This window comes from Photobacterium sp. 53610 (assembly GCF_036409375.1).
GTDB lineage: Bacteria > Pseudomonadota > Gammaproteobacteria > Enterobacterales > Vibrionaceae > Photobacterium.
This window is the reverse complement of record NZ_JAXOFS010000003.1, coordinates 390,554-404,181: the sequence shown is the minus strand read 5'-3', so window position 1 is coordinate 404,181 and position 13,628 is coordinate 390,554. Positions and strand designations below refer to the sequence as shown.

The window sequence follows — 13,628 nt, the reverse complement described above, 5'->3', positions numbered from 1 at the left end:
CGCTTTTTTTCTGTGTGCTGAATTAATCCAGCCCCAGTGCTGCCAGTTCTCTGGCTACCACCGCCGGTGGTAACGACACATAACCGTCTTTATCAACCATCTGCTGCCCCTGCTGAGACAGCACAAAGCGCAGAAATTCTGCTTCAGGTTTTGGCAACGGCTTGCCCGGGACTTTATTAATATAGATATAAAGATAGCGGGCCAGCGGATAACTGCCGTTTGCCACGTTTTCCTTGGTGGCAGCAACAAAAGGCCCGTCCCCCTGCGCAATCGGAATCGCCCGGATCCCTGTCGTCCGGTAACCAATCCCCGAATAACCAATTGCATTTAACGACGTCGATACCGACTGCACTACGGAAGCAGAGCCAGGCTGTTCATTCACATCCTGCCGAAAATCCCCGTTACACAATGCTTTTTGTTTGAAGTAACCATAAGTACCGGAAACCGAATTTCGCCCGAACCGCTGAATATCCCGCTGAGTCCAGCGGCCTGTCAGCCCCAGCTGACCCCAGTGTGTGACAGACTGGTTAGCACCGCAACGCAGCGTCCGGGAAAACACGGCATCCAGCTGCCGGAATCGGAGACCGGGCAATGGGTTGTCTTCGTGAACAAAAACCGCCAGTGCATCAATTGCAACCCGCACTGCTGTCGGCGGATAGCCGTAATTATGCTCAAACGCCGCAATTTCACGGGTTTTCATGGGACGGCTCATCGGGCCCAGCTGAGCGGTGGCTTCTGTCAGTGCTGTCGGGGCCGTTGATGAACCCGCAGCCTGCACCTGCACATGTACCGTCGGATAGAGATGCATAAAAGCTTCAGACCAGTAGGTCATCAGATTGGCAAAAGTATCCGATCCGACTGAGTTCAGTGTTCCCGTCACACCTTGCACACTCTGATACGGCGACAATGCTGTGTTCGATTCAGATAAAAGCCCGCTCTGGCTCTCTGCCATTGCCTGCCCGATGATCAGCACACTGCATAACAGCCCGCCCAGAATACCTCTCAATCCCCAACCTCTGTGTTTCATGTACTGCTCTGATGCCTCCACCCGTCATCGGGTTACCACGGTTTACCAAAATTCTGTGCCGGGACTTTCCATCCCGGCCTTGCGGTTTCAGGCCGCTTTCGATGTCAGCCGTTGCGGCAGGGTAAAGGAAAAGGTACTGCCCTGCCCGACCACACTTTCAATTTCCAGGAAAGAATCATGATGGCTGAGTGCGTGCTTCACGATCGCCAGCCCCAGACCACTGCCGCCGGTTTCCCGGGAGCGGGCTTTGTCGACCCGGTAAAAACGCTCGGTCAGCCGATGGATATGCTGAGGCTCAATCCCGCTGCCGGTATCGGTCACTTCCAGCCGCGGCCCTTTCGGCGACAGGAACCAGCGCACCTTCACCTGACACTTCGGTGGCGTATGTTTCACCGCATTGTAAACCAGATTCGAGATGGCACTGCGAAGCTGGTCCGCATCCCCCAATACCTGAAGACCTTCGTCGACTTCAAATTCAAAGATCTGATCTTTATCGCCGCTGAGTGAGATCGCTTCTTTCTCCAGCACATCCAGCATCGCCGGGACATCCACCTTATCTTCCAGATCCAGATGCGGCGCGGCTTCAATTTTGGACAGGGTCAACAATTGTTCGACCAGAGAATTCATCCGGGTCAGCTGCTCTGTCATCACGCCATGGGCTTTTTCCCACATCGGGCCAATCAGCATGTCCGGGTCACGCGACATTTCCAAATAGCCCTGCAAAACCGTCATTGGAGTCCGCAGTTCATGAGACACATTGGCAAAGAAGTTGCGGCGCATGCCTTCCAGTTGCTTGAGCTGAGAAATATCACGTACCACCATCAGGTATTCTCCCTCGGTGTAGCGCATGATCCGCAGCTCCAGCGTCCGGTCGTAGTTCAGCGGTGAGGTGATTTCCAGCGGATCTTCAAAATCCTGACGGGCCAGATAACGGACAAAATCCGGGCTACGCAGCAAATTACTGACCGGCTGACCGGCATCTTCCGGCCAGCGAAGGCCAAGTAGTTGCTGGGCCAGTTTCGTGCACCAGACAATATTGCCTTCACTACGGAACACCACCACGGCATCCGGCAGGGATTCCGCACCATTGCGGAAACGGCGGATCAGCGTCGCCAGCTCGCGGCGGCGGCGGCGGTTGCGTTGCTGCAAACGGTAAATACCGTTAAATAAGGGCTCCCAGCTGCCAGAACCGGACGGTGGCGTCAGGCTGCGATCGGTCCACAGCCAGCGGGACATTTTCAGCTGATGATGGCAATGCCAGCCCAGCAAAATCCAGCTGGCGGCCAGCAAAAACCAGGGCATATAACCGAAGATCAGACCCAGGATGACCCAGGGCAAATAAAAAAAAGCCAGTTCTCTGACCAGCTTTTTCCAGGACAAGCGTTCTACCATTCATGTCTCCCGCCAGCAGTTGCAGTAATCGATTACCGGACAACCAACTCCTGGCTTTTCAATCTTGTGTGGCCGTTAAACCCTGGTGGAAAAACGGTAGCCGGCACCACGGACCGTCTGAACCATTTTATCGTGACCGCCGGATTCCAGCGCTTTACGTAAGCGGCGGATATGCACGTCAACCGTCCGGTCTTCCACATACACATTGGTGCCCCAGACGTTGTTCAGTAACTGCTCACGGCTGTAAACACGTTCCTGATGCGTCATGAAGAAATGCAGCATCTTGAATTCAGTCGGCCCCATTTCCAGCGGCGCTTCATTGGAAGTAACACGGTGTGAAACCGGATCCAGTTTCAGTCCCTGAACATCAATGACCTCATCCAGCGAGGTTGGGGAGACACGACGCATCACCGCTTTCAGGCGTGCCATCAGTTCTTTCGGAGAGAAAGGTTTGGTGATGTAATCATCCGCACCGACTTCCAGTCCACGGACTTTGTCTTCTTCTTCGCCACGTGCCGTCAGCATCACCACAGGAATATTGCGGGTGACTTCATCGCGTTTGAGGTGTTTGATCAAATTGATCCCTGAACCACCCGGCAGCATCCAGTCAAGCAGGATCAGCTCAGGAAAAGGTTCACAGATCTTTTCCAGCGCGGAGTCATAATCTTCAGCTTCAATGGCCTGGTAGCCTTTTTGTTCCAGCACAAAGCACAGCATTTCGCGGATTGGTGCTTCATCCTCTACCACAAGAATCCGTCTAACCATAGTTTCGATACCTAAGTCATTGCTCTCTGTCGGGCGCCATTATCCGGATTAAGTATGACACTTTTGTGACCAAAGGAGCAGTTATCCGCAAAAGCTTAATGCGGTTGCTATTCAATTGTCACCTTATCCGACCTGAGCAATTGACCATCCTTGCCCGGCCAGCCAGCAGGCCAGGCTGATCGGATCAGCCCTGAACACTGATCCGGCTGCGTCCGCCGCCCATGGCTTCCACGGCCACCTGCACCCCAATCCGCTCCACCAGGGTGCCCACGTGAGAAATAACGCCAATCTGGCGGCCATCTGCCTGCAGCGCATCGAGACAGGCCAGCGCCATTTCCAGACTGTCCGGATCCAGCGTGCCGAAGCCTTCATCAATAAAGAGTGACCCCAGCCGGCGGGTATCCGCAGCCAGTGAGGCCAGCGCCAGTGCCAGTGCCAGCGAAACCAGAAAACTCTCGCCGCCGGACAGCGACTCAACGCTGCGGACTTCATCACCCATGTCATGGTCGATCACCTGCAGCGCCAGCGGACTGCCCGGAACCGGTTGCAGCGCATAGCGCGGTGCCAGATCCCCAAGGTGCTCATTGGCCAGCAGGACCAGTTGCTGCAGCGTCAGTCCCTGTGCCAGCGTGCGGAATTTACTTCCGTTCGACGAACCGATCAGCTCGCTCATTTCCAGCCACAACTCGGTATGCTGCTGTTGCTGCTGTAACTGCCGGGTCAGGTCTCCGGCCTGTTGCTCTGCCTGTCCGGCCTGAGCCAGTCGCTGACGCAGACTGAAATACTGCTCTTCAAGCGTCCCCTTCTCAGCCTGCCACTGCGCTTTGCATGCTTGCTGATGTTCCGATGCCAGTGAAATCTCCTGCGCCTGGAACCAGGCTCTGGCGGTCTCCGCATTCGGCAAATGCTCTTTCAGCGCCTGCTCCCGCTCTGACAGCCGGGTCTGAGCCGCTGCCAGCGTCTGTTCCAGAATGCGCAGAGCCGATTTTTCCTGGGTGACCCAGTCTTCATCCCGGCTGAGCAACGCCACCAGCTCACTTTCCACCATCCCCAGCTTCTGGTGCCAGCTTTGCCATAGCTGAAGTACTTTGCCATGTTCGGTCTCCGCATCACTCAGTTGCTGCCGGACACTCTTCAACGCCGACTGGGATGCGGCATACGCCTCCCCGGCTTGTCGCTGCTGCAGTTCACAGGAAGCCACTGCCTGACGGGCCTTTTCAATCAGAGCCTTATGTTGCGCTTCCAGTGGCGCCAGAGGCTGATCACCGACCAGCGCCTGGCGTTCCTGCCACAACTGCTGGATCTGACGGGACAGCTCTGCCTGTTTCTGCTCTGTCTCAGCCAGTTGTTTTTGCAGGTTCTGAATTTGTGTTTGCCCCTGCGTCAGCACAGGGACAAGTTCATGCAATTGCTTGTCTGTGCTTTGCAGCGCCAGCTGCCATTGCCGGTAATCTTCAACCTGCTGATTCAACTGCTGTTTATATTGTTCTTCGCCGAGCTCTTGCAACTCTGTCAGCCATACGTCACTGCCAAACTGCTGGTTCAGCGCCTCGGCTCTCTGGCTGCGTACCGCGTGTTGTTCCTGCTGCTGTTCTTCGAGTGAAGCCAGCCTTGCCTGCCGGCCGGCTTCCTCCTGAGCGAGCTGATGTAAATCATGGGACAGACGGGATTCCGCCTGTGTCAGTCGCTGAAGCTGCTGCTCGATTGTACGTCCCTGTTTCAGGCGATTCTGGCCCGCTTCATACTGCTGCTGAAGATGATTCAGCGCCGGATGTAACTGCTCAGCCTCATGCTGCCATGCCTGCATCTGCTCCCGTAAAGCAGCAACCTTAATGTCAGCGGAAAGCGTAATCTCCAGTGACTGTGCCAGAGAACAAACCTGTGCTGAAATTGTGCCCGACACCGCCTGGATACTGGCCAGTTCATCACGCATCACGGCTAAACGCTGTGCATGCTGCGGCAACAGCTGCTCAAGGTGATGGCGTTCACCTTCCAGGGCCTGATACTGCTTTGTCAGCGTCTGGCGGCGTTGATGCTGCTGCTCCAGCAGACTTTCAACGACCGGATGCTGCTCTGCATAAGGGTGATCCTCCCCGCCGCAGAGCGGGCAAGGCTCGCCCGGTCTGAGCAAAGTACGGTAATCCGTCAGCTGCAGTACGGCCTGATTTTGCTGGAACTGATGCTCTGATTCTTCAAGACGCGCGGCGAGCTGAGTCATTTCCGGAGCAAGCTCCTGCAAGCGTTTCCCGGCACTCTGATGTGCCTGATTCAGCTCCTGCTGTTCCTGTGACAGCCGTCCGGCTCGCTCCAGCAGGGCACTCCATTCCTGTGCCTGCGCCATCAACTGCCGCAGCCCGTCCAGTCGCTGCTGACTCAGACGATGTTCCCGCTGACATGCTTCCTGCGCCGTTTCCAGTGCAGTCAAATCCAGCTCGTTCAGTTGATGAATGAACTGCTGCTTTTGTGTAAGCAACTGCTCAATGTCTTGCTTGAATTTACTTTCCTGAAGCCTGAATGCCTGCTGGTCCTGCAGCGCTTGCTGACTCTCTTTTCTGAACCGGCTCAGTGCGCGATGAGCGCTCAGGTATTGTTTCAGGTTATCCTGAACAGGCTGAAACTGTTCGGACACGGCTGCCAGTTGCTGGTTCTGTTCGAGCCTGACGGACAGCTGCTGACTACGACTCTGAAGCGCTTGCTGTTCAGCCAGCTTGTTCTGATACTCACGGTCTTCCTGCGTTCGTTGCTGCTGCAACAACTGAATTTCCTGAGCCAGCGACTGGTGCTGAAGTTCCAGGCCTTCCTTTTTTTGGTCAAGGATTTGTGCCTGCTTCAGACTGGGCTCCAGTTGCTGCCACGCTTGCTGCACCTGAGCCAGAGACTGTTGCGACTGCTGCACTGCCGCATCGGCCTGTTGCCGCTGCTGCTGATGCATTTCCAGATCCTGTTGCGCGGTTGTGAGCGACTGCTTCAGACGCTCAGTGAGCTGCCCGGACTGATTCAGCAAAGTAAAATCTGCGCGCGCAAGCTGAGCCTTTTCAAGCTGCTCAAGGTACAGATTCCTTGGCGCGGCCTGTTCGCACTGCGTTTTTGCCTCAGTCAGCGTCTGCACACTCTGTGTTATCCGTTCCTGCAACGCAGCTTCGGTCTGCAGGGCCTGCTGATGTTGTCCGAATTCAGCCAGTCGGCTGTCACAGGCCGCCAGCTGAGATTTCAGGCCTGAAATCTCTTCATTCAGCGCCTGTTTTTCTTCCTCAGTCAGCAGCGCGATATCGCCCAGTTTCTCCTGTAACTGAGCCAGTTTCAGCTTTTCATCCCGGGCTTTTTCAAACGCAGCAACCGACAGACGGGCATAAATTTCACCGCCGGTCATTTTCTCCAGCAGCGCTGCCCGCTCGTCGGCACCGGCTTTGAGGAAAGCAGCAAACTCCCCCTGCGGCAGCATGACTGCACGGCGGAACTGATCAAAGGTCAGGCCAATCAGCCGTTCAATTTCAGTCTGTACTTCCTGCTTTTTCCCGGCAAAGCGCTGACCGCTGTCCAGATTCTCCAGCCACTGCTCCGCCGCCTGCACCCGGCCTTCGGCATTGCCTCGGGCCCGGCGAACCTGCCAGCGGGCGCGCCAACGGGTGCCGTCATTTGCCTGAAAATCAACCTCAGCAAACGCCTCTGCTTTACCGCGCGACAAAATGCTGCGCACATCATTGGCTTTGATCCGATTGCTGTCTTCACCGCGACCAATTTCAGCATCATTCTTTTTGTTCGACTGTAACCGCGGCATCCGGTCATACAGTGCCAGACAGATGGCATCCAGCAGGGTCGACTTCCCCGCTCCGGTTTTTCCGGTAATGGCAAACAGACCCGCTTCACCCAGCCGCCCGTTCGCAAAATCAATCTCAAACTGTGTTTGCAGGCTGGCAAGATTCTCGCCTCTCAACGCCAGAATTTTCATGGTCTCTGTCTGCCTTTATTCCTGTTCATCTTCAATTTGCGTAAGCAACTGCTCGAAAGCATCCCGCATCGCCTCTGAGGGCTGGCCGTCATATTTCTTCTGCCAGCTCAGGTCAAATACCTGCTGCGGACTGACATCCGACAATCGCTGATGGGCCAGCGGCGACGTCTCTTCCTGCTGCCGGTAATGCGGTGTGATTTTAGCCAGCCGGACCGCCTTGCCTTCTAATGCCTGCAACACTTTTTCACGCAGCATCGCCTGCGGCTTATCCAGCAACACCGGGACTTCAAGAAACGGCTGGGCTTCCCGAGGGCTGTCATCACGGTCCAGTTCTTTCAGAGCTGCCAGCACCGATTTGAGCGTCTGAGGCTCAGCCGGAACCTTCAGCATCTCAACCACTCTGGGCACCAGGATCGGCTGAATTTCCGCGACCTTTTCCCCGTCCAGCTCAACTAAAACCACCTGGTGCTTGTAATGACGCTCCGACATTGAGAGCGGCAAAGGTGAACCGCTGTAACGAATGTGTTCTGTCTGCGCAACCCGCTGAGCCAGATGCAAATGACCTAACGCGGCATAACAGAGCGACTCAGGAAAAATCGAGGCAGGCAATGCATGCTGATTCCCGCCCAGCACCCGACGCTCCGACATTTCAGAAAGCTGTCCCGATGCCATGTAAACATGTCCCATGCCGATCAGCGCCTGCCCCGGCTCACGCCGTTGCTTGGCAGCATCCGTCACCTGCTGATACAGAATTTCGACCCCTTTGATCAGGCGGTCATCGTTCTCGCTCAGATCGTCTGTCCGCAGATCACTGCTACGCAGGAAAGGCACCGCGAGCACCCAGGCTGCCGTGTGCCCGTTTTTATCGGTGAGCGGCACCAACAGACGATCCATCTCAAGCTGGCCCTGTTCATCGCGGCTGATCCCTCCGACCAGGTGAAGATCAAACGCCTTCAGCAGCTCATGCGGCGCGTCCAGCTTACTTGGGGAGTCGTGATTCCCGCCCGTGATCACCACATTGAGATCCGGTAACATTTTTGCCAGCCGGGCCAGAAAGCGGTACAGCATCCGCCAGGCACTGGCAGGCGGATTAGCCGTATCGAAAATATCGCCCGCCACCAGCAGGGCATCCACCTGCTCGGCTTCCAGCGTTTCAGCCAGCCAGTTCAGAAACTGCTGGTGTTCGTATTCACGCGGATAGCCATGCAGCTGATGGCCGAGGTGCCAGTCTGAGGTATGTAATATTTTCATGCTGTTAGAATCATCGCGGACAGGGATAGTCAGAATTTGGAACCGATTGTACCTCAGGCAGGTAAGCGGAAGGTGAAGAGACCGGAAAAAATTGCGACAAAGTCTGACTGATTTCCTCCGCCGAAATTCATCGGCCAAACAAAGTGCACCAGCCTAGCATCGGACAGCGACTTGGGTATAAGATTGTCGGCCCAATGCACAACCTAGGATCTGTCCCAACTATGCTGTGGTTTAAAAACCTGCTGACCTATCGCTTCAGCCGCGACATCAACATCAACCCGGATGAGCTGGAAAAGCAGCTGGAAGAGTTCCGGTTCACTCCCTGCGGCAGCCAGGACATCCAGAAATTCGGCTGGGTCTCTGCGCTGGGTAAACACGGTGACATGTATACGCACGTGGCCGGTGACAACATTCTGCTCTGTGTCCGGAAAGAAGAAAAAATGCTGCCGGCTTCCGTGATTAAAGAATCTCTGAATGCCAAAGTGGAAGCACAGGAAAAAGAACAGGGCCGTAAACTGAAGAAAAACGAAAAAGACACCCTGAAAGATGAAATCGTCATGGATCTGCTGCCGCGTGCCTTCAGCCGTCGCAGCCACACCTATGCGCTGATTATGCCGTCGCTCGGTTTGCTGCTGGTCGATGCCGGCAGCTTCAAGAAAGCCGAAGACTTGCTGGGCCTGCTGCGTAAATCCATCGGCAGCCTGCCGGTTGTACCGGTCACCCTGGCCAAACCTGCCGCTCAGACCTTGACCGAGTGGGTCCGTTCCGGTGACTCACCGAACGGTTTCACCATCGGCGAAGAAGCAGAACTGAAAGCGATTCTGGAAGATGGCGGCGTGATTCGCTGTAAACAGCAGGATCTGAGCTGTGATGAAATTCTGGCTCACATTGAAGCAGACAAAGTGGTGACCAAGCTGGCCATGAACTGGCAGGACCGGATCGACTTCGTGCTGGCCGATGACCTGTCTTTGAAACGTCTGAAGTTTTCTGATGAGCTGAGAGAGCAAAACGACGATATTGACCGCGAAGATATGGCACAGCGTCTGGATGCTGACCTGTCTCTGATGTGCGGTGAACTCTCTGCCATCCTGCCCAACCTGTTTGAAGAAATGGGTGGTCTGGAAGATCGCGTCTGATCAGACGTTGTCTTGCCCGGGCACTTAAATAGACCCCAATAAAAAGCCCCCGTGTCCTCAACAGACACGGGGGCTTATTGATTGAGCAACAATCGCCTAACTGGCGTCTTCGCGAACCAGAGGCTTGACGGTGAAACGGCCGACATCAACTGCGACCACCTCAACTTCTTGCCCTTTTTCCAGCACATTGCCGTGGTAATCATGGCTTAGCACCAGAGTCCAGCTGATCCCTGAATATTTCACGGTCCCGTTTTGCTCATGACTGAGCGGCGCATCCAGCCTGAATTTCAGGCCGATAAAGTCACTGCTGGTATTGTTGACGGGTCTTTGCGACTGCTGTGAATTTTTCATCGGTTTCCATAGCAAGAGCGTCAGCAATCCGGCACCAATGCCACTGACCCCGACCAATGCCGGGAAGGTCTCCGGCACCACACCCACCAGCGACAGCGTCCCCGTCAATACAGCGGAAACCCCGAGCGCCAGCAGCACAATGGTCGACAACCCCAGCATCCAAACTTCAATGGCCAGCAACAGCAGACCAATCACGATGGTTAACTGGGCCGGGCTTAATCCAAACAGCTCAGTCATGATTACTGCTCCTCAGGCAAGTCCTTCTGCGGTGCTTTTCCGCCCTGCTGGCGGTTCAGCTGATGAATAATGGTCATCGCCTCGGCCACGACATTACTGGCTGAAGCACTGCTGTCCGGCAGAAGAACCACTGAAGATTCTTTTGCAATGGCTTCTCTGGCCTGGATGGCTTTACCCGCCAGATCCAGCTGGATGGCTTTCTGGCCTTCATCGGTTACCGCAACATGGCCAATGATTGTCAGCGCATCCGCTTCTGCTTTCGAGACCGCCAGAATAGCCTGCGCCTCACCTTCTGCCTTCAGAACCTGCTCTGCTTTTTCTGCTTCCGCAGCCAGAACGCGAGCCTGCTTCATCCCTTCCGCGATATTGATTTCGCTTTGGCGTTTACCTTCAGATTCCAAAATCACCGCACGCTTTTCCCGCTCGGCTTTCATCTGACGCTCCATCGCGTCCAACACTGAACGCGGCGGTTCAATATCTTTGATTTCATAGCGCAGCACCTGCACGCCCCAAGGCATCGCAGCATCGTTGATGGCCGAGACAATCGCGGTGTTCAGATTTTCACGCTCTTCAAATGTCTTATCGAGATCCATCTTACCGACTTCACTCCGCATCGTGGTTTGTGCCAACTGGGTGACTGAGAAAATATAGTCATCCACACCGTAACTGGCTTTGTAAGGGTCAACGACCTTGATATACAACACGCCGTCAACCACCAGCGAGATGTTATCTTTCGTAATCGCCGACTGGCTCGGTACATCGTACGCCTGCTCTTTCAGCGTCTGGCTGTATGCCACGCGATCAATTAAAGGCACCAGAAAGTTCAGACCGGCTTCCATGGTCTTGTGATATTTGCCGAATCGCTCCACCACAACAGCAGTATTTTGCGGTACAAACTTAATCGCACTGCGAAGAATGACGATAATCAGAATCGCCAGAACAACCCAGATGCTGAGTACAGATGAAATGATATCCTCGATATACATCATTAATTTCCAACCATATGCAATGAGTGAGACATTATGAGATTAAATGGGAAAAACGAACAGCCTTAAATGTACCTAAGGTGCTTAAAATAACCCGGTATATCTCTATAAACGACCAAATATGTATGGGGCTTAGCTCATACACCAACAAAGACTAAAATATGCATGCCGCAATGAATACCCATAAAAAATTTCAGGCTATTTGCCAGCGCGCAGCCTTCACAGTAAAATCCGCCCTCTGTTTTTCGTCTCCCGTATGTTTATCTCCGGATAAACAGGAGTTCGACCTGATCTGACATCAGACTTTGACCCAGAAGGGGAATCCCGAGTTATGTTTAAACCTGAATTGTTATCGCCTGCCGGCAGCCTGAAAAACATGCGCTATGCCTTTGCCTATGGCGCCGATGCGGTTTACGCAGGCCAGCCACGTTACAGCCTGCGTGTCCGCAACAACGAGTTCAACCATGAGAACCTGAAAATTGGCATCGACGAAGCCCATGCTCAGGGGAAGAAATTCTATGTCGTCTGTAACATTCAGCCTCATAACTCAAAACTGAAAACCTTCATCCGCGACCTGACCCCGATCATCGAGATGGGTCCGGATGCCCTGATCATGTCCGATCCCGGCCTGATCATGATGGTGCGTGAAAGTTTCCCGGACATGCCAATTCATCTCTCCGTTCAGGCCAATGCCGTCAACTGGGCAACGGTGAAGTTCTGGGCATCGCAGGGCGTAGAACGTGTCATTCTGTCGCGCGAACTGTCTCTGGAAGAGATCGAAGAAATCCGCGAGAAATGTCCGGAAACCGAACTTGAAATTTTTGTTCACGGCGCACTGTGCATGGCTTACTCCGGCCGCTGCCTGCTGTCGGGTTATATGAACAAGCGTGACCCGAACCAGGGTACCTGTACCAACGCCTGCCGCTGGGAATATAAAGCAGAAGCGGCGAAAGAAGATGATACCGGCCAGATCGTCGAAGTTCAGGATGCCAGTGCCGCCGTTCAGATCCAGGACGTCGCACCGACTCTGGGTGAAGGCCAGACAACCGATCAGGTGGTTCTGCTGAGTGAAAGCCATCGTCCGGAAGAGAAAATGGCCGCATTCGAAGACGAACACGGCACTTATATCATGAACTCCAAAGACCTGCGGGCAGTTCAGCACGTTGAGCGTCTGAGCCGGATGGGCGTTCATTCGCTCAAGATTGAAGGCCGCACCAAATCGTTCTACTACTGTGCCCGGACCGCTCAGGTTTACCGTAAAGCCATTGATGATGCCGCCGAAGGCAAGCCATTTGATGAAACCCTGATGAGCACCCTGGAAAGCCTGGCGCATCGCGGTTATACCGAAGGGTTCCTGCGCCGTCATACCCATGATGCTTATCAGAACTATGACTACGGTTACTCCATCTCCGACAGTCAGCAGTTTGTCGGAGAATTCACAGGTCAGCGTCGCGGCGAACTGGCTGAGGTTGAGGTCCGGAATAAATTTATGGTGGGAGACAGTCTGGAACTGATGACGCCAAACGGCAACATCACTTTCACACTGGAAAGCATGGAGAACCGTAAATCAGAATCAATAGACGATGCCAAAGGCAGCGGCCACTTCGTCTTCATTCCGGTTCCGGAAGATCTGGATCTGTCGTATGCCCTGCTGATGCGTAACCTGACAGGCAACGCAACAACACGGAATCCAACTGCAGCCTGATGACCTGCCCACCGTATTGCTGTCATCCGGCAATACGGTGTTCAATTAACTTTTTACAGTTACATTCGGAATATCAGAGCATTTGATAGGAATGGTATACCTCACTCCCTGCTGCATCATTTCCTGCTGACAGATCGGCTCTGTCGTTATTTCCGTCCAGCCCCAGCCAAGAATAATAGAGACGACAATCAACGCTATGGGGTCTAATCTCACCTTCATTTAATGCTCCCCCGCATATATCAGGAACCACGAAAGTAACCTGAACACAATTCAGGTACTTCACTTCAACCTCAATGCCAGCCGGGCTTAATGCTGCTGATCGCCCGAAACCAGCATTGTCACGAACACATATGAAGTGCGGCTAAGTGAGAAATAACGTTAAATCGACCCCATTCCGTAAACATCTGACGTAAATATGACCATATACCCCGTTTTATTTGGCCTTCGCGTCTTCTGTGCTAAACTTGCGCCGTTTTATCTCCTTTCAATTTTTGGGGACATATCACACCCCGCGAAGGATCGTCTCTTCTGTAAGCGAATGCTTTAAATTTCTGCGGATGTAATCTTATGGCCTTACTCATTACCGACAAATGTATCAACTGCGACATGTGCGATCCTGAATGTCCGAATGACGCCATCAGCATGGGGGAAGAGATCTATGAGATCGATCCGAATCGCTGTACCGAGTGCAAAGGCCATTATGAGAAGCCGACTTGTCTGTCGGTTTGTCCGATCAACAACTGCATCATCCCCGATCCCGCACATATCGAGACCGAGGAAGCTCTGCTGGAAAAATTCGTGCAGCTGCAGGGGCTGGCCTGAACCGGCA

10 protein-coding genes are annotated in these 13,628 nt (G+C 54.0%); 3 read left to right on the top strand and 7 right to left on the bottom strand.

Annotation, left to right across the window (positions count from 1 at the left end):
- Positions 1-22: 22 nt before the first annotated feature.
- From SPK40_RS11660 to SPK40_RS11640, 5 genes are all read right to left on the bottom strand, one after another.
- Complete coding sequence (locus SPK40_RS11660) at positions 23-1,027, bottom strand: PstS family phosphate ABC transporter substrate-binding protein (RefSeq protein WP_330960576.1); 1,005 nt, start codon at positions 1,025-1,027, stop codon at positions 23-25.
- Positions 1,028-1,114: 87 nt separating this feature from the next.
- Positions 1,115-2,419, bottom strand: a complete 1,305-nt coding sequence (gene phoR / locus SPK40_RS11655; RefSeq protein WP_248141237.1) for a phosphate regulon sensor histidine kinase PhoR — start codon at positions 2,417-2,419, stop codon at positions 1,115-1,117.
- 75 nt (positions 2,420-2,494) lie between these two features.
- Positions 2,495-3,184 carry a phosphate regulon transcriptional regulator PhoB gene (phoB, locus tag SPK40_RS11650; RefSeq protein ID WP_036751482.1) on the bottom strand — a complete coding sequence of 230 codons (690 nt, stop codon included), beginning with the start codon at positions 3,182-3,184 and terminating at the stop codon, positions 2,495-2,497.
- 184 nt (positions 3,185-3,368) lie between these two features.
- Complete coding sequence (locus SPK40_RS11645) at positions 3,369-7,133, bottom strand: AAA family ATPase (RefSeq protein ID WP_330960575.1); 3,765 nt, start codon at positions 7,131-7,133, stop codon at positions 3,369-3,371.
- Positions 7,134-7,148: 15 nt separating this feature from the next.
- Positions 7,149-8,384, bottom strand: coding sequence for an exonuclease SbcCD subunit D C-terminal domain-containing protein (locus tag SPK40_RS11640; protein WP_330960574.1), 1,236 nt, complete (start codon positions 8,382-8,384; stop codon positions 7,149-7,151).
- Between the two features lie 224 nt (positions 8,385-8,608).
- On the opposite strand from SPK40_RS11640, the gene rdgC reads away from it, so the two are divergent.
- Entirely contained in the window at positions 8,609-9,520 is a 912-nt protein-coding gene (rdgC, locus tag SPK40_RS11635) for a recombination-associated protein RdgC (RefSeq protein ID WP_330960627.1), read from the top strand.
- Between the two features lie 96 nt (positions 9,521-9,616).
- On the opposite strand, the gene SPK40_RS11630 is transcribed toward rdgC, so the two are convergent.
- Together SPK40_RS11630 and SPK40_RS11625 are read right to left on the bottom strand one after the other, a co-directional pair.
- Entirely contained in the window at positions 9,617-10,108 is a 492-nt protein-coding gene (locus SPK40_RS11630) for an NfeD family protein (protein ID WP_330960573.1), read from the bottom strand.
- Between the two features lie 2 nt (positions 10,109-10,110).
- Positions 10,111-11,094, bottom strand: coding sequence for an SPFH domain-containing protein (locus tag SPK40_RS11625; protein ID WP_330960626.1), 984 nt, complete (start codon positions 11,092-11,094; stop codon positions 10,111-10,113).
- 331 nt (positions 11,095-11,425) lie between these two features.
- Between SPK40_RS11625 and trhP the strand changes: the two genes are divergently transcribed.
- Both trhP and SPK40_RS11615 read left to right on the top strand, forming a co-directional pair.
- On the top strand, positions 11,426-12,799 hold the full coding sequence (gene trhP, locus SPK40_RS11620; RefSeq protein ID WP_330960572.1) for a prephenate-dependent tRNA uridine(34) hydroxylase TrhP: 1,374 nt from the start codon (positions 11,426-11,428) through the stop codon (positions 12,797-12,799).
- Between the two features lie 567 nt (positions 12,800-13,366).
- On the top strand, positions 13,367-13,621 hold the full coding sequence (locus SPK40_RS11615) for a YfhL family 4Fe-4S dicluster ferredoxin (RefSeq protein WP_330960571.1): 255 nt from the start codon (positions 13,367-13,369) through the stop codon (positions 13,619-13,621).
- Positions 13,622-13,628: the final 7 nt, after the last annotated feature.